A 23,455-nucleotide genomic window follows, 5' to 3' on the forward strand; every position below is an offset into this window, starting at 1 on the left:
GGTGGTGGCCAGGAGTTGTATTGTGGCGCGAGCCCGTTCGATGCCAGCCACTGTCTGGCAGCGTGACTCGATGAAAGGGTGCACTAAGCGTGATGGCAGAATGGACCCATGGCTGAGCTGCACGATGGTGTCACCCTCGAAGGTGACATCGCCCGTCGCGCCTCCCGCATCCTAGAAGTCGCCCAGAACTTCGCCGACCAGGTGCGCCGCGAGGCGGACGAGTACGCGGTGAAGAAGAAACAGGACGCCGACGACGCCAATGTCGACATCGAGCGCATGCACGCCGATGTCGCCCGGCAACATCAGCTCGCCGTCGACCTCAAGGAAGAAGCCCAACGCATCCAGATCCAGGCCCGCATCGACGCCGATGCCCGCATGGACGAAGCACTGGTGCAAGCCAACCAGATCACCGCAACCGCCGAGCAGCAGGCGAACACCGCGCTGGCCGAGGCTCTCGCCGAGGCCGATCAGATCACCGCGGCAGCTCGCGACAAGGCGGATCATCTCATCGCCCGCACCGAGGCCGACGCCGCGCAGGTGCGACAGCAGGCGGACAACGAGCTCGCGGCTGCCCGGGCGACGATCGCTGCCCAGGCAAAGGAGTCGGGCGATCAGATCGCCGCCGACAAGGCCGAGGCCGAGCAGAACTGCCGCATCATGGTCGAGCAGGCTCAGGCGCAGGCCACCCGCATTCTGGACGAAGCCAACCAGGCCGCCGAGCAGACAACCCGCGAGGCCGCCGAGCAGCTCGCGCAAGCCCAAGCGGAGGCCGCGTCCATCATCGAGACCAGCCAGGCGAACGCCGACCAGCAGCGTGCCGATGCCCAGGCCCAATACGAACGCATCACGAACGAGGCGCAACAGCAGCTGGACTGGACGAAACAGACGATCAGCGAGCTGCTCGCCGGCGCGAAGGCGGAGGCTGAGCAGACCGGCGAGCAGGCGGTGGCCGAGGCCGCCGCGCATCGCAAGCAGGTACACCAGAAGTTGCAGCTACTCATCGCGCGCCAGGCCCACAGTTCGCGAACCATGATCCGCGACGCCGAAGCCCGCAGCACGGAGCTGAACTCCCAGGCCGAAGCCACCCTCCGCGCGGCCCAGGCCGATGCGGCGCGTACCCTGCACGATGCCGAGCTGGCCGCCAGGGACCGCCTCGAATCGGCCACCCGCGAGGCCGAGGGCGTGCTCGCCCGCGCGTCCGCCCAGAAGGCCGAGGCCGACGATTCAGCCAGGCGGATCCGCGAACGTGTCAACGCCGACCTGACCAAGTTGCGCCAGGACACCTTCGAACAGACCAGCCTGACCCGTGCCGAGGCAGTTCAGCTGCTGCGCGAGGCCCGCAACGATGCCGACCGAGTGCGCCGCGAAGCCGATGAGATGTTGTGGAAGGCTCGTGCCGAGGTCTCCCGCCTGGCTGCCCGCCGCGACAACATCGCCAGTGAACTTGGCCATCTGTCGGGGGTCATCGAGGCACTCGCCGTCCCCGTGCCAACCGTCCAAGACAACGACACTGACAATCCTGACAACGCCGAATAGCCAAGGAGAGCAATTATGACGCAGGCATCTTTCCGCCTCGTCCGCAAGGGTTATGAACCCAGTGAAGTAGATCAGCGGGTTGCCCAGCTGAGTGCGAGCATTCAGCAGTTGCAGTCCGATCTCGCCCGCGCACACGACGACAACGCCGTCCAGGCGGTCGAGAACACCAAACTTCGTCAGGCGAACAGCGATCTGGCCGGCCGCATCGAGATGCTCGAGCAGGCCGTCCAGGAGGTCCGCGACGAGCGTGACAACGGCGTGCCGCCGACCTTCGCCAACCTGGGTGGCCGTATTGGCCAGATGCTGACGCTCGCTCAGGAGGAGGCCGACGAGTTGCGCAGCACGGCGCAGGCCGAAGCCGAGAAGCTGACAGCCGATACGAAGCAGCAGGCAGCCGATGCGCTGGCGGCCGCTCAGCAGGAGGCCGGGGAACTGCGTTCCCGTGCGGAGGCCGACGCGGCCCGCACCATTGAGGACGCCAAGCAGCAGGCCGACCACCTACGCGAGTCGGCCGACGGTGAGGCGACCGCGCGGCTGGAAGAGGCAGAGGCCGTCTACGAGGCGCAGCGCGCTCAAGCCGCCGCTGCGGCCGCCGACTTCGAGCAGACGCTCGCCGAGCGTCGCGCCGAGGCCATGAACGAATTGAACTCGGCCCTGGAGAAGAAGACCACCGAGGTCGAGTTCGCCACCGACAAGCTGAACCAGGCCCGTGCCGAGGCCGCGCGGGTGACCAGTGATGCCCGCGAGCAGGCCGAGCAGATCGTCCGCGATGCGCAGAACCAGGCCAACACGCTGTTGACCGAGGCCAAGCAGCGTGCGGAGGGCATCCGGCAGAACTCCGAACGTGAGTTGGCGGCCGCCACCGCACGCCGCGATTCGATCACTGCCCAGCTGTCGAACGTACGGCAGATGCTGGGTACCCTCGGCGGACCACAGCAGGCATTCATCGACCCGACCAACCCGCGCACCGCGCAGGATTGGGCAGCCAAGCAGGAGGCGGCCGAGCAGGCCGCGGCCGCCAAGCCAGAAGAAGCGGACGCCGCGCAGGAAACCGTCGAAGCAGCCGCTGAGTAGGGAGTTCGTCACAAAGATCGCGCCGGCCGGACGACCCGGTCGGCGCGATCTGTGTCTATACCAGCAATTTCAGCATGGGCCGGGGCGGACGGCGCTGGTCGTCCCGGACCCAAGACCTGGGTTGGTCAATCGACGATGCCGTACAGCCGGTCGCCGGCATCCCCGAGACCCGGGACGATGTAGCCATGCTCGTTGAGCCGCTCGTCCACCGCGGCAACGACCAACGTGGTGGTGATGTTGAGGTCGTCAACCAGCGCCCGGAAGTTCTCGACGCCCTCCGGGGCGGCGAGCAGGCAGATGCAGGTCACGTCGTTGGCGCCGCGCTCGGCCAGAAACTCGACGCAACCACTCAGGGAGCCGCCGGTCGCCAGCATCGGATCGAGCACGAAGCACTGGCGTCCGGACAGGTCGTGCGGCAGCCGCTCGGCGTAGGTGAACGGCTCCAGGGTCTCCTCGTCGCGAACCATGCCGACGAACCCGACCTCAGCGGTGGGCATCAGCCGGGTCATGCCGCTGAGCATTCCCAGACCCGCCCGCAAGATCGGCACCACCAGCGGCTTCGGGTCGAGCAGCGCAACACCCGCCGCCTCGGCGACAGGCGTCTGGATAGCGATCGGCCGCACCCGAACATTGCGGGTTGCTTCGTATGCCAGCAACGTGACCAACTCGTCGACAAGATCGCGGAAGGTCGGGCTCTTGGTGTTGATATCGCGCAGACAGGTCAGCTTGTGGGCCACCAACGGGTGATCGAGTACCTTGAAATCCACGTGACTTACCTTTGCACAGCCGGACGCGGTGCTGCGCGCGGGGTGCAGAAAGTGACCCCTGGACTTTCAGCCCGGGGGCGCATCTGTCACCATGGGGGATGTACGCGCGGGTAGCTGTGAGGAGCCAGGATATGAGCGCTGATGACGAGCAGTTCGTAGACACGGAATCCCCGGACGCTGATGACCTGAGCGAAGAGTTCGACGACCACGATTCCGATCTGGATGGTGGCATCGTCCCCGATGACTATGACGAACTCGATGACGACTCGACCGATGACGACGACGAGTCCGACGACGACGAATCCGACGAGGATGAGGCGGACGAGGATGACGATTCGGACGACGAGGACGGGTCGGACGATGAGGACGACTACGACGACTATGACGACGACTATGAAGACGCCACCGAGGAGGACATCGATTTCTGCGTCGCGCTCTACCGTGAGGACGGGGTCGCGGTAGTCACCGAGCTGGCGCCGCAGCTGGCCAATGACCTGGACGAACTGGTCGAGCAGTTGCGGCGGCTTCCGGGGGACGCGGGTGCGTTGGGTGTGGTGTCGATCGCGGGGCAGTTCTTCGTGCTCTGCCGGGTGCGTGGACGCATGGTGCAGGTGCTGCTGAGCGATTCGCTGTCGGCCAACGACTGGCCGATCGCGCGTGACGTGGTCGACTACCTCGGCATCGAGGTGCCGGATCCGGATGATGACTCCGAAGCGCTCGGCGATTTCGACATGCTGACCGATCAGGGTGTCAGCGAGTTCGATATGGAGCAGATCGCCAGTGACCTCGAGGAGGATTCCGACCAACTGGCGCGTCAGATCATCGACCTGATGAAGTTCAGCGGACCGTTCGAGCGGGCAGTCAACTGAGCCGTTGGGATGCGCCGATGCGGCGCGCGCTTGCGGTCGCCGATCAGGCGGCGGCTGCCGGCGACGTTTCCGTCGGCGCGGTTGTGTTGTCCCCGACAGGTGAGATGCTGGCCGTGGCCGGCAATGAGCGGGAACTGCTTGCCGATGTCAGCGCGCACGCCGAGATCGTTGCGTTGCGCCAGGCGGCCGCTGTGGTCGGGCAGGGTTGGCGACTTCCCGGTTGCACGCTGGTGGTGACATTGGAGCCTTGCGCGATGTGTGCGGGCGCGATCGTGGCGGCCCGTATCCAGCGGCTGGTCTTCGGCGCATTCGACCCGAAGGCGGGAGCTGTTGCGTCGTTGTGGGATCTGGTGCGAGATCCGCGCCTGAACCACCGCGTCGAGGTAATCTCGGGGATACTCGCCGGCGAGGCCGAGCAGCAGCTGAGGAGTTTTTTCGGGGGACGCCGCGGCTAGCAGCACCGGCAGAGCGGTCAACTGGAAAAACAGGTCGCCGATGCCGTACCCTAGTCGACGGTGACGTGTCTGAGCGGCCGAAAGAGCTCGCCTCGAAAGCGAGTGTGGTGCAAGCCACCGAGGGTTCAAATCCCTCCGTCACCGCGTGTGATGTCGCAGACATTGCGGACGCCTGAACCGAGTCAGTGGGTTCAGGCGTCCGTCGTATCACGGCAGAGTGGTCAGCTGGTGGGCAGCCCGGCAGGTGCTGTATTGCTCGGTAATCTGAGGGCATGTGGGCGTTTCTCCAGCCGGTGTCGGATTTCGTCCGGCATTTCGATGCCGAGGAACTGCGTCGGCTCGCGATGAACGCTGCTGATGGGATCGTCGCAACCGCGGGCATCGTGCAAGGTCTGAATGCGGCCGACCAGGTTGACTCGGTGCTGTCAACCGCCGCGCTGCTCAGCCTGCTCGCTGGCGGCATCGCCGCCGCATCGGTGATGTACTACGAGGCGTCGTGGGAACGTGACGCGATCGTGGCCGCCGTGGAACAGGAACGCGCCCAGCACGCCGCGAACCCGGACCTGGAACTGAGCGAACTGGCCTCCCTGTACGTAGCTCGCGGGGTGGACCCAGAGTTGGCACGCCAGGTTGCCGCTCAGCTCAGTGCCAGGGATCCCGTCACTGCACACATCCGTGAGGAACTGGGTCTGGACGAGGACGACCTCGCCATTCACCCGGTGATGATGGGTATTACCACCTTCTTCGCATTCGCGGTCGGCTCGTTGGTCCCGCTCGCCGGCATCCTCTTGGCACCGCCGGAGTGGGATGTGCTGGTGACCTTCGCGATGGTGCTTGGCGCGCTGGTACTGACCTCGATCCTGGTGGCGCGAGCCGGGCACACCAGCGTCTGGCGCACGGCAGTGCGTACCTTGCTGATCGGTGCCGGCGCGATGCTGCTGTCGATGGGTGGCGGCGAACTGCTGAGCTGAGCGGCCGGGCAGCGGGATCTCGCTCAGGTCGGGGCGATCAGTGGGTGCACCCCACGGAAGTGCTCCAGCACAGTCGATGTCTCCGTGGAGGCCACGGCGGCATGCTGATTCAGTTCATTGAGGACGAAGTCGCGCAGCCCCGCAGAATCGGCCATGGCGACCCGGACCAGCAGATCGCGTGAGCCCGCCAGGAAATAGACCTCGATGACGCCGGGACAATGGGCCAGCCGCTCGGCTTTGGTGCGCAGTTGCGCCCGGGCGGAGGGTTGGATCTGGATCTGGATGAGCGCCTCGAGCGGGCGTCCGACAGCGGCGAGATCGACGTCGGCATGAACTCCGCGTATGACCCCCGAATCGATCAGGGCGTGCACACGGTTGTGGGCGGTCGACTCCGCCACCGAAACGGTCTGGGCCAGTGTGCTGTTGGGTATTCGTCCGCGAGCCATCAGAACTTGCAGGATCAGACGGTCTATCGCGTCCAGTGGTCGAGGATTCTTCGGCGCCGTTGCCTTGGCGTGATCATTTTTAGGTGTCACGACGCAAATTTATCTTGAAGGATCCTCATGATGAAGGACTTGGCGGTTCCTTTGTCGAACTTTCCTGACCATTCTTTCGGTATGGGTTCCGCAACGCCGCGGGACCTCATCAATCCGGAAGGTTGAACATGAGAATCGGTGTTCCCAAAGAGATCAAGAGCCAGGAGTCCCGCGTCGCTGTAACTCCGGCCGGCGTGCATCAACTGGTTCAGCACGGTCATGAGGTCCTGGTCGAGGCCGGGGCTGGTATCGGCTCTGCAATCAGCGACGAGGCATACCAGCACGCCGGTGCAACTCTCGTCGGATCTGCTGCCGAGACCTGGGGTGCAGCCGACCTGCTCTTGAAGGTCAAGGAACCCATTGCATCCGAATACCAGTACCTGCGTCCCGACATGGTGCTGTTCACCTACCTGCATCTGGCGGCGGACCAGCCCCAGACCGAGGCCCTGTTGTCGTCCGGCGCCACAGCCATCGCCTACGAGACCGTGCAGACCGACCGTGGCGCACTCCCGCTGCTCTCGCCGATGAGTGAGGTCGCCGGACGCCTGTCCGCCCTGGTCGGCTCGCAGTGCCTGCTCAAGCACAACGGCGGCGACGGCATGCTGATCTCGGGTGTGCCCGGCGTCAAGCCCAGCAAGGTCGTGGTCATCGGCGGCGGTACCGCGGGCTACAACGCGGCGCAGATTGCCCACGGCATGCGCGCCCAGGTCACCGTCCTCGACGTCAACGCCGAGCGGCTCGTCCAACTCGATTCGGAGTTCCGCGGCGGCGTCTCCACCATCGCATCGACCTCCTACTCGATCCGCGACGCGATCGCCGATGCCGACCTGGTCATCGGATCGGTGCTCATTCCCGGCGCCAGGGCGCCCAAGTTGGTCACCAATGACATGGTCGCCTCTGCGAAGCCCGGTTCGGTTTTCGTCGACATCGCCGTTGACCAGGGTGGCTGCTTCGCCGACACTCACGCGACGACCCACGCCGACCCGATCTACACCGTGCACAACAGCGTCTTCTACGCGGTCGCGAACATGCCGGGCGCCGTGCCGGTCACCTCGACCTACGCACTCACCAATGCGACATTGCCCTACGTGACCAAGTTGGCCGATCTCGGTTGGCGCGAGGCGTTGTGCCGCGACCGGACGCTGGCCCGCGGCTTGTCCACGGTCGCCGGTGAGCTCACCAGCGAGCCTGTCGCCGCTGCCTGGGGTCACGCCTTCACATCCATCGAGCACGTGCTCGCAGCATAGGCCTGCGCCTCACAGATTCGTCTGCGAGGCACTGCCGACGGAGATCACGGGGCTGCCCGGACGCAAGACGGGCAGACGAGTATTCTCGTCCGGGTGGGCACGGCGCCCACCCGGTTTCCGCCGGCGTCATCGTCGCATGGAAACAAAGGAGTTCCCACGTGAGTAGTCAAGATTTACATACCAGCCAGCCGACCGCGGCCACGTCCGAGACCGACTCGGGCGAAAGCCTCGAGCGGGGGGCTGGGCAACAGGCACCTGCAGCTGATCGCCATTGGTGGCGCCATCGGCACCGGCCTGTTCATGGGTTCCGGCAAGACCATTTCGCTGGCCGGCCCGTCCATCCTTCTCGTCTACGCCATCATCGGCATTCTGCTGTTCTTCGTGATGCGGGCCATGGGCGAGCTTCTGCTGTCGAACCTGAAATACAAGTCGTTCCGCGATATCGCCGAGTCAGTTCTCGGCCCGTGGGCCGGCTTCTTCTCCGGCTGGACCTACTGGTTCTGCTGGATCGTGATCGGTATCGCCGATCTGACTGCGGTCACCGCCTACGTGCAGTACTGGTGGCCGGACGTGCCGAAGTGGCTCGCCGCCACTTGCCTGGTCGCGCTGCTGCTTGGCCTGAATCTGATCGCCGTGCGACTGTTCGGTGAGGTCGAGTTCTGGTTCGCCATGATCAAGATCGTCGCGATCGTTTCGTTGATCGTCGTTGCAGTGGTGATGGTCGTCGCCGGCTTCACCTCTCCGGAGGGCCATCAGGCCTCGGTCGCCAACCTGTGGAATGACGGTGGGTTCTTCCCGACCGGCGGTGGCGGTTTCCTGGCAGGCTTCCAGATCGCCTTCTTCGCCTTCGTCGGTATCGAACTCGTCGGCACCGCCGCCGCTGAGACGAAAGACCCGATGAAGACCCTGCCCAAGGCAATCAATGCGATTCCGCTACGGGTGATGCTCTTCTACATCTGCGCACTGGCCGCCATCATGGCCGTCACCCCGTGGCGTTCCATCAACCCGGCAGTCAGCCCGTTCGTATCGATGTTCGGGTTGGCGGGCTTTGGTGCTGCTGCCTCGGTGGTCAACTTCGTCGTCCTGACCTCAGCTGCATCATCGGCCAACTCGGGCATCTTCTCGACCTCCCGGATGCTGTACGGGCTCGCCTTGGACCACAAGGCCCCGGGACGGTTCGGACGCCTGACCAAGCACAAAGTGCCGGCCAACGGCCTGATCTTCTCCTGCAGCTGCCTGCTGCCCGGACTGGTCCTGCTCTACCTGTCGGATTCGGTCATCCAGGCCTTCACGGTGGCGACCACCGTCGCCTCGGTGCTCTTCATCTTCGTGTGGAGCATCATCATGGTCAGCTACCTGGTGTACCGCCGCCGCAACGCCGATCTGCACGAGGCCTCGACCTACAAGATGCCGGCAGGCATCCCGCTGACCTATGTCGTGCTGTTCTTCTTCGTCGTGATGCTCGGCATCCTGGCGCTCGAGCCGGACACCAGGATCGCGCTGATGTTCACGCCCATCTGGTTCATCGTGCTGGGCCTCATCTACGCGGTGCGACGCAGGCGTCATCCTGACTTCGAGGCCAAGGGTGCGGTTCCGGAAGGCCCCGAACCCGCGATGCGAGACGAGCTGGTGCTGACCAGCGAAATCGTCGAGCCGGAGTCATGGTCCACCGAGGACGACCTGCAGGCGGTCATCGAGGTCACCGAACAACGGCAGACCCCGGTACCCGGCAGCTAGCGCTGCTTGTCACCAACACCTTCCGGATTCCAGGCCGGTCAGCTGTTCGTCACCCCGGGCGGCTGGCCGGCCTCACCGCGTCCGCTATCCGCTCGCACCCAGCCGGAGTTCATCGCGAGGTTTCAGCGCTGCTGAGCGCCCGGGAACTGACCGGGACCGCCGGCGTCGTGGCGATAGGCGTCTTGCGGACCGGGCGTCCATGTCTGCGGTGTGGAACCTCCGTCGCGCTGCCGTTCGACCAGGGCCGCCAGGCGGTCGGTGCGCATGAAGGCAACCGCCAGGCAGCAGATGCCGGCTAATCCGAGCAGCCCCGAGATCACGGTGCTGGCCGTGACCGCCCACAGACCCAGCGCACCGGCTGCCATCGGCAGCGCGAAGCCCACCGCCCGCGCGCCCAGTAGCAGTGTGATGCCGATGATCGCCAGAGCACGGGCGCTGCTGCGCCCGGCGACAATCAGCCAGATCAGCAGTCCGAGTTCGATCAACAGGCTGAGGATGGCCATCAGCGAACTGGCCAGCGCCATCATGGAAGTAGTCACGGTTTCCTCCGTCGAAAATGATCATGGGTTCGTCCACCAACCTAGTTCGTGACGGGGGCCCGCTGCCGGTGGGTAGACTCTCAGCGGTGAGTGAAGCGAATGTGGATCCCTGGTGGGAACGTTGGTCGTCCTACTTCGTTGCCAACTTCCGCGCCGGCCGGATCCGCGTCAAGGGCGCGGCGATCCCCACCGTTCAGACCGCCTTCTTCGCCACCTTGTCATGGCTGTTCTGCTATTACGTGCTCGACGACCCGGCCCCGATCTTCGCGCCGATCGCAACCTTCGTGTGCATGGGACTCAGCCGCAACCGCGAACTGCGCAAGACAGCAGAAATGGGGTTTGGCGCCAGCATCGGCGTGCTCATCGGTGGGCTGGTCGGGCAGTACTGGGGCTTCGGTCCCGTCCAACTCTTCGTGCTCTTCTTGATCTGCCCGCTGCTCGGGCGTCTGATAGACCGTGCCGAGATGGTCGCCTTTCAGATGGCGATTCAGTCGATGGTGGTGGCTGCCATGATTGCGCTGATGAACGCCGGGTCAACCGCTCTCGAGCGGTTCTTGAGTGCCATCGTCGGTTCGGCCGTGGCGTTGTTGGCCACCGTGATCCTGCCAACCAACGTCATGACGCGCCCCAGACGCTATGTGGCGTATGCGATCTTGGAGGCGTCGCGCATCATGCGGCGGCTGAGCAAGGGGCTGCTGGACGGCGATGCCGAGAGCATCGCTCAGTTGCAGGGCCGCCTCACCTCCATGCGTGAGCTGCTGAACGATGGACGCCGTGCGCTCACCAGCGCCCAGGAAACCGCCGCGGTTAGCCCGCGGGCATTCGGATCCCGACAGGGCCTGGCAGAACTCGACCGCATGCTGGGACTCATCGAGCGCATGCATGTCACCTTGTCCATGATGCAACGACAGGGCCGCGGCATGGTTTCCGAGGTGGGACCGATGCCCGAGTTGGCGGCTCCGATGTGGCATGCGGCTGATCTGCTGGAGCAGGTCTCCAAGGGTGTCGCCGACTGGAAGCGTCCGACCGAGGCCCGCGATCAGGCCGTGCAACTGGCAAGCACACTCGGGCCGTCGACGTTCGTCCACGATCCAGACGATTGGCGCAGCGCGGCGCTGGTGTCGATGCTACGAGCCGTTGCGGTCGACATGCTGGAACTCACCGGGTTGTCGATGGTTCAGGCGCGTGCGGTGCTCGCCGACATCGGGGACTATCAGCCCGATGAGGACCCGACTGCTCCCGAGGTCGAGTTGGCGTCCACGATCTGGGGGACCGAGCAGTTGCCTGCCGTCGGACCGCACCCCGATGAAGACCGCTCCACCGAGCCGGACGAGGACTCTTCCTCGAAGCGAGAACTGCCTCACCAAGACTAGTGTCCTGCGCTCAAACTCGGGGTTCGCGGCGGCTGAGGCCGGACCGCCCTCGGGTACGCGCGTGAGCCGGTTGAGTCGCTGACGCCAGCTTCGAAAAAGAAAAATCCCGGCCAAAAAGCTCATGCAGAAAAGTGGTGCTCAGACGATTCTGGAGGCCGTCAAGCACAAACTCGTTGATCAAAATTGTCCGTGTTGCCGCTGCGGATCGGCGGCGCGCCACACACAATCTCACCGGCGCGAATTCTTACAGAAGTGGGTACTCTGAGGAGATTTCTACGCGAGAGTCCGGGGGCGGCTGCGCCTACGGCCACCGAAATCGTGCTTCCTCATCCTCGCCAACCAGCTATCTACAAGGAAAGATATAGATCCGAGCGGCTAGTCTCCCGATTCAATTTCGAGTTTACGATAGCTGTGTGGCGTTTTTAGGTAATTTGTCTCTGATAGCTTACGCTCAGGAGTATTCACAGTTTGTGATGGTTCCTCCGTGATTCGGAGGATTTTGGAGGCCTTCATGGAAAGCCGAATACCCCAGCATTCTCGACCGTCCGAACGGTCACCTCTATTTTCTCGTGCCGCCGCCGGCCTTGCACTCGTGATGGTCGGTGTTGTCGCACTGTCACTACCGGTTCAGTCGGCCTACGCGACCGGCACAGCGGTCGACCTCGGCACAAGCGCCAGCTACTCTGTTCTCGGCGGCCAGTCCGTTACCAACACGGGATCGTCAGTCCTAGCCGGCGATCTCGGAGTGAGCCCCGGCACCTCGATAACCGGATTCCCGCCGGGCACCGTCCTCGGTGACACTCATACGACCGACGCCCACGCATCCCAGGCGCAGTCGGATCTCGGCATCGCCTACAACAGCGCTGCAAGTCAGGCGTCAGATGCCAGCATCTCCGATGACCTCGGCGGCAGCACTCTCCTCGCCGGCGTCTACACCGCCTCCAGCTCCATCGGAGTGACGGGGACCCTCACGCTCGATGCCGAAGGCGACCCGGACGCGGTCTTCATCTTCCAGATCGGTTCCACCCTGATCACAGCGCCGAACAGCACGATCTCTCTCCTCAACGGCGCGCAGAGCTGCAACGTCTTCTGGCAGGTCGCCAGTTCCGCCACGCTCGACACCAACACCCAATTCGTGGGCACGATCATGGCGTTGACGTCGATCACCGCGAACAATGGAACCACCGTCGACGGACGAGCGCTCGCCCGCAATGGTTCAGTCACCCTCGACACGAATACCTTCACCAATAGTGTCTGCAAGGACACCCCGCCGACGGGTACGCCGACCGACACGCCGACGGACACGCCGACCGATACCCCGACGGACACGCCGACCGATACCCCGACCGATACCCCGACGGACACGCCGACCGATACCCCGACGACTCCGCCAGCCACGCATCCCGGCGGCCCCGGCACACACCCCGGAGGTCCCGGTACGCAGCCGGGCGGTCCCGGTACGCAGCCCGGCGGTCCCGGCACTCACCCCGGCGACACCACACCACCACGCGGTGGCGGTGAGCAACCATCCGGCGGAGAGACCTCCGGACCGAGTATGACGGCGCTTCCGAATACCGGCGCGTCCGGTGGCAATCCACTGGCCGCTGCCTCGGGCGTAGCCGTCCTGGTCGGAATCGGCCTGATCGTTAGCGGCATCACGCGATCACGCCGAGTCAAGTCCTGATCTGATCCGGGGGCGGTGACCACAGCCATGCTGGGTCACCGCCCCCAGCAGCGCGCCGTCGTGGTTGTTGCCCTCGCGAGCAGCCCCAGTGGCGCAGCGATAAGACAGTCGTTCGCGCCTAACGCAAAGACGTGGTCAGCCGGCGTTCCCATCAGCCGGCGCTTCGGTCGCACCAGGGATACAGATGACACCGCCGGGCACATCGATCGAGGTGGGGGCGTCATCGTTGAATCCGGAGTAGCTGTCACCCAACAGCACATCGACGGTACCGTCGGTGCGGTCGTCGCCGCGGGTCTGCGGGTCCACGAAGAAACCTGCCACCAACTGGACCTCTGGCGAATCCGTTGCGGCGCCGACGATGGTGGTCGCGCCTACCTGCTCACTGGTGTTGGCCGCCGATTTCGTGTGGAAGCCGTGGTAGGCCAGCTGCTCGGTGACCTGCCCGGCCAGACCGGAGGCACTGCCTCCATTGAACACCTGGACGGTCACCTGGGTGGTGATGAGGACAGACGCCGACTGGGTAACGCAGGGGGTGGAATCGCTGAACGGACGGGTCAGCTGCTCCCAGCCCCACCACAGTCCGTAACCCAGCAGCGCAAGCAGCACCAGCAGGGTGATGGGGGTAGCCCACCGGCGCACCGCACTCCTCACTTCTGCTCCTGAACGCTAGGGCCCGCAGGCCGGGTGGATGGCGTCAGCCTACTGCACTCGAGGATTGGTCAAGATCCAGCACACGAGCATGCACCGTCTGTCGCTGCTGCAGCGCAGAACGCAACGCGCGATGCAGGCCGTCCTCGAGATAAAGTTCGCCGTTCCACAAGACGACGTGCGCGAACAGGTCGCCGTAGAAGGTGGAATCCTCCTCCAGCAGCGCGTCCAGGTCGAGGGTGCGCTTGGTGGTCACCAACTGATCGAGGCGCACCTGCTGTGGTGCGACTGAGGCCCATTCACGCTGTGTGTAGCCGTGATCGGGGTAGGGCCTGTCTTCGCCGACTCGTTTGAAGATCACCCGGCCATCCTAACCAGCCGATGACTGGGCACCTGGGTCATTGCGGAAGACCTTTCGGCGAGTCTTAGGGATGCATCCGTCCGGCGCCGGTCTGTCTGCCGGCGGTTGCCCCGTGGCATGCTTGGTGCCATGTCAGCTGATCGGCCGGTTGAGGCGGCCCGTGAAGAAGCGATCGACGCGATCCGCTCGGGCTACACCTTTACCGAACCTGCCATTGATGTCGGTGTGCTGAGTGTGGACGACGAGCCGGTTCCCGATGCGCGCATCCGCATTCCATTGGCCATGCTGAACCGGCACGGGCTGATCAGCGGGGCGACCGGCACCGGCAAGACCATCACCTTGCAGGTGCTGGCCGAACAGATCGCTCGCGCCGGGGTGCCGGTCTTCGCAGCCGACATCAAGGGCGACCTTTCGGGCATGGCCACCGCTGCCGAGCCCACCGAGAAACTGCTCGCACGTACCGCGAAGAACGGTCAGGACTGGCGGCCCGCGGCGTCGGCCGTCGAGTTCTACGCACTGGGCGGCCAGGGCAAGGGCACACCGCTGCGGGCCACCATTTCGAGTTTCGGGCCGATCCTGCTCAGCAAGGTGCTGGAACTGAACGAGACCCAGGAGTCCAGCCTCGGGCTGGTCTTCCACTTCGCCGATCAGGCCGGTCTGCCCCTGCTGGACCTGCAGGATCTGGTGGCCGTGCTGAAGTATCTCGACTCCGACGAGGGCAAACCGGTGCTTAAGCAGATCGGTGGACTGAGCAGCCAGACCGTCGGAGTGATCCTGCGATCGATCGTCAATCTCGAGCAACAGGGCGCCGGCGTCTTCTTCGGCGAGCCCGAGTTCGACACCAACGATCTGCTGCGCACCACCGCCGATGGACGCGGTGTGGTCAGCATGCTGGAACTGCCCAATGTGCAGGATCGTCCGGCGCTGTTCTCGACCTTTTTGATGTGGCTGCTCGCCGATCTGTATCACGATCTGCCCGAGGTGGGCGACGCCGATCGTCCGAAGCTGGTCTTCTTCTTCGACGAGGCGCACCTGCTGTTCAGCGGAGCATCCAAGGCTTTCGTCCAGCAGATCACCCAGACGGTCCGGCTCATCCGCTCTAAGGGCGTCGGGGTTTTCTTCGTCACGCAAACGCCCAAGGATGTGCCCGGCGATGTGCTGGCCCAACTCGGCAGCAGGATTGCCCACCAGCTGCGCGCGCACACCCCCGACGACGCCAAAGCGCTGAAGGCTACGGTCAATACCTTCCCGAGATCGAGCTACGATCTCGCCGAGCTGCTGACGCAGCTGGGCATCGGGCAGGCCGTCGTGACGGTGATGGACCCGGATGGGGTTCCGACCCCGGTGGCCTGGACGCGGGTCTTCGCACCCGAGTCGAAGATGGGGCCGACCGACGCCGCGCAGCAGGATCGGATGATCGCGGCGAGCCCGATGATGGCCCGCTACGGCCGGCAGATCAACCGGGATTCTGCCTACGAGATGCTGGCCCGCAAGCTGGCCCAAGGCGCTGAGAACGCTCAATCGACAACGTCCGCGCACAACGCCGACCGGACGAACGGGATGCCGTTGGTGAGCGCCGGCGTCCAGCCCAAGCAGTCCCAGCCGAAGCAGTCCCAGGCCAAGGCCCCGTCGAAGTCGTCGAAGGCTCAGAAGTCGGTCATCGAGCAGGTCGCCGACTCGAGCGCATTCAAACAGTTCGCCCGCTCGGCCGGACGCGAAGTCGTCCGCTCGATCTTCGGCACCGCGCGGCGGCGATGATGGACGAGCGTGACTGGCGCGACAGGGCGCCGATCCGGGCATTGCAGTCCGGAGCCGTGCTGGGCGTGATCGGGATGATCGCCGGGCAGATCGCTCAGGACTCGTCAACCGGCCAGGTCATCTTCATGTCGTTCTTCTCCCTGTTCTTCGGAGCCATGATGTGGTTGCTGGCGCTCGGCGGCCAGCGGCGGTTGCGCGCCACCGGCACCGACAGGCTGCCCGAACGTGAACCTCGCAGGCTGATGGTGATCGGGTTGATGCTGATCGCCATCCTCATGTGGTTGATGGCCGGCTATGGGGCGTTCATCGCGGTGCTGTGGGGTCAGCCGGCGGACGGCTGGCATGCGGTCGCCTATGCCGGCGTGGCGCTGTGCGCCAGTGGGGCGACCATGATGATGCGGCAATCCCGTCAGGAATGGCTCGCCCACTACCGGCGAGACTGGCCGTCGAAACGCTGACGGCGGCGCGGGGTGCGCCGCTCGGCCTGAACGCGAGCAGCTCCCGGAGACATCGAGGTGACATCCGGGAGCTGCTGGGCCGCTCGGCTCGGGACCGATCAGGGACCGATCAGATTGGGGCCGATCAGATGAGGCCTTGGGCGATGACGGCGTCCGCGACCTTGATGAAGCCGGTGATATTGGCGCCCATCACATAGTCACCGGCATGGCCGTACTCTTCCGCCGTCTGCGCGCAGGTGTCATGAATGTTCGCCATGATCTCGGCGAGCTTGTTCTCGGTGTAGTCGAAGCTCCACGAGTCGCGGGAGGCGTTCTGCTGCATTTCCAGCCCGGAGGTGGCCACGCCACCGGCATTGGACGCCTTGCCCGGCGCGTACAGCACCCCGGCCTTCTGGAACGCCAGAATCGCCTGCGGGGTGCAGGGCATGTTGGCGCCCTCGGCGACCGCGACGAGACCGTTGCTCAGCAGCGCGGCGGCGGCGTCCCCATCGAGTTCGTTCTGGGTGGCGCACGGCAGGGCGACATCCACCGGAACATCCCAGACCGAACCGCCGGGCACGAAGGTGGCAGCGGAGCCGCGGCGGATGGCGTAGTCGGAGACTCGTCCGCGTTCGACCTCCTTGACCTCCCGGAGCAACTCCAGGTCGATGCCGGCCTCGTCGATCACGTATCCGCTCGAATCCGAGCAGGTGATCACCTGGGCGCCGAGCTCCTGGGCCTTCGCGGTGGCGTAGATCGCGACATTGCCCGAGCCGGAGATCGACACCGTCTTGCCGTCGAAGCTCAGGCCGCGAGTGCCGAGCATGCGATTGGTGAACATCACGAGTCCGTAGCCGGTGGCCTCGGTGCGCACCAGAGAACCACCCCAGGTCAGGCCCTTGCCGGTCAGCACGCCGGCGTCATAGCGATTGGTGATCCGGCGGTACTGGCCGAACATGTAGCCGATCTCGCGTCCGCCGACCCCGATGTCACCGGCGGGAACGTCGGTCTGCGGACCGATGTGGTTGGCGAGTTCGGTCATGAACGACTGGCAGAAGCGCATGATCTCGCCGTCGGAACGCCCGTGCGGGTCGAAGTCGGCGCCACCCTTGCCGCCGCCGATCGGCAGCCCCGTCAGCGAGTTTTTGAAGATCTGCTCGAAGCCCAAGAACTTGATGATGCCCAGATACACGGAGGGGTGGAAACGTAGACCGCCCTTGTACGGGCCGAGCGCGGAGTTGAACTCCACCCGGAAACCGCGGTTGATCTGCACCCTGCCGGCATCGTCGACCCACGGCACGCGGAAGATGATCTGGCGCTCCGGCTCGCAGATGCGCTCCAGCACAGCAGCTTCGGTGTACTGGGGGTTGCGGTCGATCACCGGGCCGAGAGTGTCGAAGACCTCACGTACTGCTTGGTGGAACTCTGCCTCACCGGGATTGCGGGCGATGATCTGGTTGTAGACATGCGTCAAATGGGCTTCCACAGGGGTCCTTTCGTCGTGCTCATTCGCGGTGTGAGACCGCGCACACGTGCGCGCGCGCCTGGTTTCACTCAGTGAGCAGGCAAAAGTTTACGGCGAAACCTCGCCGCCGCCGTCATCGGTATCAGTTGAGGTCGGCCGTGGCTGACTTGTTGTGGCCGTGGTCGGTGGAGCGGTGGTGGTCGGAGGCTGTGTCGTCGTCGTGGTGGGCGGCGCCGTCGTGGTGGGCGGAGCCGTGGTGGTCGGCGGAGCAGTCGTGGTCGGGGGGAAGGTGGTGGTGGGCGGAGCGATCGTGGTGGGGGGCGCCACGGTGGTGGTCGGCCTGGCCGAGGTGGTGGTCGGGCTCGTCGTTGCGGTCGCGGTCAGCGTGACCGTCGGGATGGTCACCGGATTCCTGCTGGCCGCGGTCCACGAATAGACCAGGGCAGCGGCCAACGCGACGATCAACAGCCCGACCAGCCAGCGTCCCCAATGCCGGGTGGCACGGTTTCCCTCCTGATCGGAAGACGGCTCCTGATCGGTGCCGACCGGTGCGACAGCGCCTGTCTGACCCCCCGGATCGGTCGACGCGGTCTGGGCGTAGGTCGGTCCGGTCTGGGTCGGCGAGAGCACCCGCGTGTCGGCGGTCGGCGGACCCGGCTCACCGGACAGCAGCTGAGTCTCTGCGGTAGCACCCATCAGCGCGGTGGCGGCTGCATCGAGGGGGACGGTCGGCGACATCTTCGGATTGGCCGCGATCGCGCGCAACTCATGGGCGACCTCACGGGCAGTGGGACGAGCCGCAGCATCTTTGGCGAGCATCCGCGTGATCAGGGTGTCGAGCGCGGGCGGAATATCGGGACTCAGCTCACCCAACGGAACGGGGGTGTCGAACGCCTGCGCATGGGCGACCGCGATCGAGCTGTCGGCCAGGAAGGGCGGGCGTCCGAGAATCAGATGGTAGGCCACGCAGGCCAGCGAGTAGACGTCGGATGCCGGCCCCACCTCCATGCCCCGGGCCTGCTCGGGTGACATGTAGGCGGCAGTTCCGATCGCGGTGGCCGGGCGGGTCAGCTGCTTTCCTGCTTCGTCCACCAGGCGGGCGATACCGAAGTCGACCAGCACCGGGCGTCCGAGTTCGGGGTGGGCCATCAGGTCGGGCAGCGTGCCATCGGCCTCGGCCGGCGCGTCCAGCACGATGTTCGCAGGTTTGACGTCGCGATGGGTGATGCCGGCATCGTGGGCGGCCTGCAGGCCGTCGGAGACATCGGCCAGCATGGGCATGGCCACCTCATGGCTGAGCGGCCCACGTTCCTTGATCAGTTTGCTGGTGTTGGGCCCGCTGAGCAGCTCCATCACGAGCCAGCCCCGGCGGTCGTCAGCTCCGGTATCCCAGACCTTGACGATGGCGTCATCGCTCAGCCCTGCGATGGCGATGCCCTCCCGGCGGAATCGCTCGGCCATCGCCGGATCGGTCGAGCCGGCCAGATCGACGATCTTGATCGCCACTGCGCGCTCGAGCAGGGTGTCGAAGCCCCGCCACACCCGTCCGGTTGCCCCCTCGCCGATCTGGGCCACGAGTTGGTAGCGGCCAGCCAGCAATTCAGATTCCATGCCTACTATCCTGCCCCACCTGGTTGTGTCCGCCGACCGGAATCACCCGAGCGTGAGCTCGGCGTCGTCCGGCTTGCGGAATCCCGGCACCGAACCGAGCAACTCGGTGTTGATGCCGTGACCGCGTCCAAAATCGGTGATGCTGGTGGGCAGATCGGGAGCCGACTGCACGGTGACGACGAACCAGCCCGGATGATCGACCGATTCACGCACATCGAGCAGGTGAATCCCCTTGCGGTAAAGGAAACTGCCCTTGCGTTCCAGCATCGCGGTGTTGCGGGTGATCCGGGTGATCCCCAGGCCGTGCCGCAGGATCACTCCGCCCATCGAATTCCAGATCTCCCGGCTCTGGGCGCCCGAATAGACCTGTCCCCACGACCATGGGCCGGTGCTGACCAGATCCTCGGGGCGCTTGCGATCCATTCGCCAGACCATGAAGACGATCACCGCCACCACAGCGAGGATGCCGATCAGTACCACCCAGCCCGAGCGGACGCTGAACAAGAACCCGGCATAGACCAGTCCGACACAGGCTGCCAGCAGCAGAATCGCGGTGATGATCCGGTAGATACGGCTGAACTTGCGTTGTCGATGGCGCTCATCGGCCAAGATGTCGGTATCGACCAGGATCTCTTTCTCCACGATAGGCCAGATTACAAGGACACCCCTAGAGCGCGGGGGTGGGCTCAGGCCTCATTGATGGCTGCCGCGAACTGTGACTGGTAGAGGTCGTAGTAAGCGCCCTTGGCCGCGATCAGCTCATCGTGATTGCCCTGTTCGACGATCGCGCCGTGATCCATCACGAGGATCAGATCGGCGTCGCGGATCGTCGACAGCCGGTGCGCGATGACGAAGCTCGTGCGTCCCGAACGCAACCGGGCCATCGCCTGCTGGACGAGCAGTTCGGTGCGGGTGTCGACCGAGGAGGTCGCCTCGTCCAGGATCAGCACCTCGGGCTGCTTGATGAATGCCCGGGCGATGGTGATCAGCTGCTTCTCGCCGGCGGAGACGTTGGTTCCCTCGTCGTTGATCACCGTCTGGTAGCCCGCCGGCAGCCGGTGCACGAACTGGTCGACGTGGGCGGCCTCGGCGGCGGCGGTGATCTCCTCCTCGGAAGCGTCCGGCTTGCCGTAGGCGATGTTCTGGCGGATGGTGCCGCCGAACAGCCAGGTGTCCTGCAGGACCATGCCGAGCGGCTCGCGCAGTGCCGAGCGGGAGATCGACGTGATGTCGGTGTCGTCGATACTGATCTGTCCGCCGTCGATCTCGTAGAACCGCTCCAGCAGGTTCACGAGAGTCGTCTTGCCGGCACCGGTCGGTCCGACGATCGCGACCGTCTGGCCGGGCAGCGCCTCCATGTTCAGGCCCTGGATCAGCGGGTGGTCCGGTGAGTACGAGAAGTCGACATCGCGGAAGGCCACATGGCCGCTGATGCCGGCCGGCAGCGAACCGGACTGCTCCGGGCTCATCTCGTCGGCGTCCAGCACCTCGAAGATGCGCTCGGCCGAGGCGACACCGGACTGCAGCAGATTCGCCATCGAAGCGATCTGGGTGATCGGCTGGGTGAACATCCGGGAGTACTGGATGAACGCCTGGACGCTGCCCAGCGGCATCTGCCCGCTGGCCACCCGTAGGCCACCGACAACGGCGATCGCGACGTAGTTGAGGTTCCCGATGAAGAAGTTGACCGGCATGATGATGCCCGAGATGAACTGGGCGCGGAACGCCGAATTGAACAGCCGGTCGTTGGTCTGACCGAAGGTGGCCTCGACCTCACGCTGGCGTCCGAAGACCTTCACCAGCGAGTGACCGGTGTAGGCCTCCTCGACCTGGCCATTCAGTTCGCCGGTGGCGTCCCACATGGCCACGAACTGCCGCTGAGCCTTCTTGCCAATGAACATGGAGACCACAGCCGCCAACGGCACGATCAGCACGGTGATGCCGGTCAGCAGCGCGCTGACCGAGAGCATCATGACCGTCACGCCGAGCACGGTGAGCACCGAGTTGAGCAGCTGCCCCAGCGTCTGCTGCAGCGTCTGCTGCACATTGTCCATGTCGTTGGTCATCCGGCTGAGCAATTCGCCGCGGGGCTGCGAGTCGAAATAGCTGAGCGGCAGGCGGTCCATCTTCGCCCGCATCTCGTCGCGCATCCGGAAGGCGGTGCGCTGGACGGCCCGGTTCAACAGGTAGTTCTGCAAGAAGCCGAGGGCCGCGGCCACCAGGTAGAGGCCGAGCGCCAGCATCAGCCAGTGCCCAAGCGTGCTGAAATCGATGCCCTGGCCGGGGACGACCGTCATGCCCGACAGCAGGTCGGCCAACTGGTCCTGACCGCTGGCGCGCAGCATGTCGATGACCTGCTGCTGGGTCATGCCGGCGGGCAGATTCTTGCCGATGATCCCGGTGAAGATCACATCTGTGGCCTTGCCCAAGATCTTCGGGCCCACGACGGTTCCTGCCACCGAGGCGATACCCATGAGCACGACGACCGCGAACCGCGAGCGCTCGGGTTTCATGAATCCCAGCAGCCGCATCAGCGAGGGCCCGAAGTTGACGGCCTTCTCCGCGACAGCCACTCCAGCGCCCGGACCGTGGCCCAGGCGGGGTGCGTTCTTGGGGCGCGCGTTTGCCTTGACCGGCGTCCGTCGATTGGTGTTCACGCCGCCTCCTCAATGCTGAGCTGGGATTCCACGATCTCTCGGTAGGTCTGGCAGCTGTCCAACAGTTCGGTGTGGGTGCCCACGCCCACGATGGTGCCTTCGTCCAAGACGATGATCTGATCGGCCTGACGCACCGTGGAGACCCTCTGCGCGACGATCAGCACGGCCGCGTCCTTGGTCTGGCCCGCCAGGGCTGCGCGCAGTCGCGCATCGGTGGCGACATCCAGCGCGCTGAACGCGTCGTCGAAGACGTAGATCTCTGGACGCTTGACCAGGGCGCGTGCAATCGACAGCCGCTGGCGCTGGCCGCCGGAGACGTTGGTGCCGCCCTGGGCGATCGGCGCATCGATCGTCGAATCCATTTCTTCGACGAAATCGCTGGCCTGCGCGGTGTCGAGCGCCTGCCAAATCTGCTCGTCAGTCGCATCCGGGCGTCCGTAACGAAGATTGGACGCGATCGTGCCGCTGAACAGGTAGGGCTTCTGGGGCACGAGTCCGACCCGTGACCACAAGACATCGGGATCGATGTCGCGCACGTCGACGCCGTCGACCAGCACTCGTCCGCCGGTGACATCGAACAGCCGCGGGATCAGGCTGACCAGGGTGGTCTTGCCGGAACCGGTCGAGCCGACCACCGCAGTGGTCTGGCCGGGCTGCATCTCGAAGTTGATGCCGGTCAGCACCGGGGAATCGGCTCCCGGGTAGCTGAATTGCACATCGTCGAAGCGGACGGTGCCCGACTCGGGCAGCTGCGTGACGGGATCGGCGGGAGGCACCACGGACGACTCGGTGTTCAGCACCTCCATGATGCGATCGGCGCAGACGGCTGCGCGCGGGGCCAGCATCGCCATCATCGTCGCCATCAAGACGCTCATCAGGATCTGCATGAGATAGGTGAGGAAGGCGGTCAGCTGACCGATCTGCATCTCGCCGGCATCCACCCGCAGCCCGCCGAACCACATCACCGAGACGCTGCCGAGGTTCATCACCAGCATCACGAACGGAAACAGCACCGCGAACAGCGCGCCGATGGAATAGCCGAGGCGCATCAGGGCGTCGTTGGCGCCGCTGAAGCGCTCGCGTTCGAGCGGCTCGCGGTTGAAGGCGCGAATCACGCGGATGCCGGTGATCTGCTCTCGGACGACCTGGTTAAGGTTGTCGATCTTGCGCTGGTTCTCCTGGAAGAGCGGGGTCATCTTGAACACGAGGACGCCGACCACCGAGCCGAGCAGGACGACCGCGACGACGATCAGCCAGCTCAGGCCGGCATCTTCACGCAGCGCCATGATGACACCGCCGATCATCATCATGGGCGCCGAGACCATGATGGCGCCGGTCATCAGCACGAGCATCTGCACCTGCTGGACGTCGTTGGTGGTGCGGGTGATCAGGGACGGGGCACCGAACTGATTCACCTCGCGGGCGCTGAACGACAGCGTCCGATCGAAGATCCCGGCGCGAATGTCGCGTCCGAACCCCATCGCGGCGCGGGCCGCGAAATAGACCGCGGCTACCTGGCTGACGGCCTGGGTGAGCGCCACCGCGAGCATGATCGCGCCATGGCTGAGGATGAAAGCGGTGTCACCCTTGGCGACGCCGTCATCGATGATCCGGGCATTGAGACTCGGCAGCAGCAGGGATGCCACGGCTGCGATCAGCTGAAGTATCAGGACGGCGATGATCTCGCCGCGATAAGGCCGGATATAGCGGCCGATGAGCTTGATGAGCAT

Annotated in this window: 20 protein-coding genes, 1 tRNA gene and 1 pseudogene; 12 read left to right on the forward strand and 10 right to left on the reverse strand. The window is 65.0% G+C overall.

What is annotated here, in order from left to right; genetic code table 11:
• Positions 1 to 108: 108 nt before the first annotated feature.
• The gene (locus tag QUE25_RS07430; RefSeq protein ID WP_286263595.1) at positions 109 to 1,536 is read left to right on the forward strand and encodes a coiled-coil domain-containing protein; all 1,428 of its coding nucleotides are present in this window, start codon (positions 109 to 111) and stop codon (positions 1,534 to 1,536) included.
• 15 nt (positions 1,537 to 1,551) lie between these two features.
• Positions 1,552 to 2,610, forward strand: coding sequence for a coiled-coil domain-containing protein (locus QUE25_RS07435; protein ID WP_286263597.1), 1,059 nt, complete (start codon positions 1,552 to 1,554; stop codon positions 2,608 to 2,610).
• Positions 2,611 to 2,735: 125 nt separating this feature from the next.
• Here QUE25_RS07435 and upp read toward each other — a convergent pair whose 3' ends face one another.
• Positions 2,736 to 3,377 (reverse strand): uracil phosphoribosyltransferase, encoded by a 642-nt coding sequence (upp, locus tag QUE25_RS07440; RefSeq protein WP_286263599.1) that lies wholly within the window; start codon positions 3,375 to 3,377, stop codon positions 2,736 to 2,738.
• A gap of 131 nt (positions 3,378 to 3,508) precedes the next feature.
• On the opposite strand from upp, the gene QUE25_RS07445 reads away from it, so the two are divergent.
• The 4 genes from QUE25_RS07445 to QUE25_RS07460 all read left to right on the forward strand — a co-directional run bounded on the left by QUE25_RS07445 (position 3,509) and on the right by QUE25_RS07460 (position 5,672).
• Complete coding sequence (locus QUE25_RS07445) at positions 3,509 to 4,246, forward strand: tRNA adenosine deaminase-associated protein (protein WP_286263601.1); 738 nt, start codon at positions 3,509 to 3,511, stop codon at positions 4,244 to 4,246.
• Between the two features lie 17 nt (positions 4,247 to 4,263).
• Positions 4,264 to 4,701, forward strand: a complete 438-nt coding sequence (locus QUE25_RS07450; RefSeq protein ID WP_286263602.1) for a nucleoside deaminase — start codon at positions 4,264 to 4,266, stop codon at positions 4,699 to 4,701.
• 59 nt (positions 4,702 to 4,760) lie between these two features.
• A tRNA-Ser gene (locus QUE25_RS07455) sits at positions 4,761 to 4,845 on the forward strand.
• 128 nt (positions 4,846 to 4,973) lie between these two features.
• Positions 4,974 to 5,672, forward strand: coding sequence for a VIT1/CCC1 transporter family protein (locus QUE25_RS07460; protein WP_286263605.1), 699 nt, complete (start codon positions 4,974 to 4,976; stop codon positions 5,670 to 5,672).
• 23 nt (positions 5,673 to 5,695) lie between these two features.
• On the opposite strand, the gene QUE25_RS07465 is transcribed toward QUE25_RS07460, so the two are convergent.
• A complete protein-coding gene (locus QUE25_RS07465) occupies positions 5,696 to 6,208 on the reverse strand; it encodes an Lrp/AsnC family transcriptional regulator (protein WP_286263607.1) in 513 nt (170 codons plus the stop codon).
• Between the two features lie 128 nt (positions 6,209 to 6,336).
• Between QUE25_RS07465 and ald the strand changes: the two genes are divergently transcribed.
• Together ald and cycA are read left to right on the forward strand one after the other, a co-directional pair.
• Positions 6,337 to 7,455 (forward strand): alanine dehydrogenase, encoded by a 1,119-nt coding sequence (ald, locus tag QUE25_RS07470; RefSeq protein WP_286263610.1) that lies wholly within the window; start codon positions 6,337 to 6,339, stop codon positions 7,453 to 7,455.
• 177 nt (positions 7,456 to 7,632) lie between these two features.
• Positions 7,633 to 9,036 (forward strand): annotated as a pseudogene (cycA, locus tag QUE25_RS07475) (D-serine/D-alanine/glycine transporter); the annotation flags it as partial.
• A 278-nt stretch (positions 9,037 to 9,314) separates the two neighbouring features.
• On the opposite strand, the gene QUE25_RS07480 reads toward cycA, so the two are convergent.
• The gene (locus tag QUE25_RS07480; protein ID WP_286263613.1) at positions 9,315 to 9,731 is read right to left on the reverse strand and encodes a hypothetical protein; all 417 of its coding nucleotides are present in this window, start codon (positions 9,729 to 9,731) and stop codon (positions 9,315 to 9,317) included.
• A gap of 86 nt (positions 9,732 to 9,817) precedes the next feature.
• Between QUE25_RS07480 and QUE25_RS07485 the strand changes: the two genes are divergently transcribed.
• Both QUE25_RS07485 and QUE25_RS07490 read left to right on the forward strand, forming a co-directional pair.
• The gene (locus tag QUE25_RS07485; protein ID WP_286263615.1) at positions 9,818 to 11,104 is read left to right on the forward strand and encodes an FUSC family protein; all 1,287 of its coding nucleotides are present in this window, start codon (positions 9,818 to 9,820) and stop codon (positions 11,102 to 11,104) included.
• Between the two features lie 595 nt (positions 11,105 to 11,699).
• Entirely contained in the window at positions 11,700 to 12,788 is a 1,089-nt protein-coding gene (locus QUE25_RS07490; protein ID WP_286263617.1) for an ice-binding family protein, read from the forward strand.
• Positions 12,789 to 12,923: 135 nt separating this feature from the next.
• On the opposite strand, the gene QUE25_RS07495 is transcribed toward QUE25_RS07490, so the two are convergent.
• Complete coding sequence (locus QUE25_RS07495) at positions 12,924 to 13,439, reverse strand: LytR C-terminal domain-containing protein (protein WP_286263619.1); 516 nt, start codon at positions 13,437 to 13,439, stop codon at positions 12,924 to 12,926.
• Between the two features lie 43 nt (positions 13,440 to 13,482).
• Positions 13,483 to 13,797: a type II toxin-antitoxin system VapB family antitoxin gene (locus QUE25_RS07500; protein WP_286263621.1), complete on the reverse strand. Its 315-nt coding sequence runs from the start codon at positions 13,795 to 13,797 to the stop codon at positions 13,483 to 13,485.
• Positions 13,798 to 13,926: 129 nt separating this feature from the next.
• Between QUE25_RS07500 and QUE25_RS07505 the strand changes: the two genes are divergently transcribed.
• Positions 13,927 to 15,555 carry a helicase HerA-like domain-containing protein gene (locus tag QUE25_RS07505; protein WP_286263623.1) on the forward strand — a complete coding sequence of 543 codons (1,629 nt, stop codon included), beginning with the start codon at positions 13,927 to 13,929 and terminating at the stop codon, positions 15,553 to 15,555.
• Positions 15,555 to 16,013 (forward strand): hypothetical protein, encoded by a 459-nt coding sequence (locus tag QUE25_RS07510; RefSeq protein ID WP_286263626.1) that lies wholly within the window; start codon positions 15,555 to 15,557, stop codon positions 16,011 to 16,013. The genes QUE25_RS07505 and QUE25_RS07510 overlap by 1 nt, the downstream gene beginning before the upstream one ends.
• 124 nt (positions 16,014 to 16,137) lie before the next feature.
• Here the strand turns inward: QUE25_RS07510 and gdhA are convergent, their stop codons facing one another.
• The 5 genes from gdhA to QUE25_RS07535 all read right to left on the reverse strand — a co-directional run bounded on the left by gdhA (position 16,138) and on the right by QUE25_RS07535 (position 23,455).
• Entirely contained in the window at positions 16,138 to 17,478 is a 1,341-nt protein-coding gene (gene gdhA, locus QUE25_RS07515; RefSeq protein WP_286263628.1) for an NADP-specific glutamate dehydrogenase, read from the reverse strand.
• 87 nt (positions 17,479 to 17,565) lie between these two features.
• A complete protein-coding gene (locus tag QUE25_RS07520; protein WP_286263630.1) occupies positions 17,566 to 19,068 on the reverse strand; it encodes a serine/threonine-protein kinase in 1,503 nt (500 codons plus the stop codon).
• A 42-nt stretch (positions 19,069 to 19,110) separates the two neighbouring features.
• Positions 19,111 to 19,710: a hypothetical protein gene (locus tag QUE25_RS07525; RefSeq protein WP_286263632.1), complete on the reverse strand. Its 600-nt coding sequence runs from the start codon at positions 19,708 to 19,710 to the stop codon at positions 19,111 to 19,113.
• A 44-nt stretch (positions 19,711 to 19,754) separates the two neighbouring features.
• Positions 19,755 to 21,725 (reverse strand): ABC transporter ATP-binding protein, encoded by a 1,971-nt coding sequence (locus QUE25_RS07530; RefSeq protein WP_425332693.1) that lies wholly within the window; start codon positions 21,723 to 21,725, stop codon positions 19,755 to 19,757.
• A complete protein-coding gene (locus QUE25_RS07535) occupies positions 21,722 to 23,455 on the reverse strand; it encodes an ABC transporter ATP-binding protein (RefSeq protein WP_286263634.1) in 1,734 nt (577 codons plus the stop codon). The genes QUE25_RS07530 and QUE25_RS07535 overlap by 4 nt, the downstream gene beginning before the upstream one ends.

It is taken from the genome of Brooklawnia propionicigenes (assembly GCF_030297015.1).
Classification (GTDB): domain Bacteria; phylum Actinomycetota; class Actinomycetes; order Propionibacteriales; family Propionibacteriaceae; genus Brooklawnia; species Brooklawnia propionicigenes.

Excerpts from the sequence above, each read along its gene's own strand:
- ald (WP_286263610.1), top strand. The coding sequence starts at position 6,337 with ATGAGAATCGGTGTTCCCAAAGAGATCAAGAGCCAGGAGTCCCGCGTC.
- QUE25_RS07460 (WP_286263605.1), top strand. The coding sequence starts at position 4,974 with ATGTGGGCGTTTCTCCAGCCGGTGTCGGATTTCGTCCGGCATTTCGAT.
- QUE25_RS07520 (WP_286263630.1), bottom strand. The coding sequence starts at position 19,068 with ATGGAATCTGAATTGCTGGCTGGCCGCTACCAACTCGTGGCCCAGATC.
- QUE25_RS07510 (WP_286263626.1), top strand. The coding sequence starts at position 15,555 with ATGGACGAGCGTGACTGGCGCGACAGGGCGCCGATCCGGGCATTGCAG.
- QUE25_RS07430 (WP_286263595.1), top strand. The coding sequence starts at position 109 with ATGGCTGAGCTGCACGATGGTGTCACCCTCGAAGGTGACATCGCCCGT.
- QUE25_RS07535 (WP_286263634.1), bottom strand. The coding sequence starts at position 23,455 with ATGCTCATCAAGCTCATCGGCCGCTATATCCGGCCTTATCGCGGCGAG.
- QUE25_RS07435 (WP_286263597.1), top strand. The coding sequence starts at position 1,552 with ATGACGCAGGCATCTTTCCGCCTCGTCCGCAAGGGTTATGAACCCAGT.
- QUE25_RS07450 (WP_286263602.1), top strand. The coding sequence starts at position 4,264 with ATGCGGCGCGCGCTTGCGGTCGCCGATCAGGCGGCGGCTGCCGGCGAC.
- QUE25_RS07445 (WP_286263601.1), top strand. The coding sequence starts at position 3,509 with ATGAGCGCTGATGACGAGCAGTTCGTAGACACGGAATCCCCGGACGCT.
- QUE25_RS07490 (WP_286263617.1), top strand. The coding sequence starts at position 11,700 with ATGGTCGGTGTTGTCGCACTGTCACTACCGGTTCAGTCGGCCTACGCG.
- QUE25_RS07505 (WP_286263623.1), top strand. The coding sequence starts at position 13,927 with ATGTCAGCTGATCGGCCGGTTGAGGCGGCCCGTGAAGAAGCGATCGAC.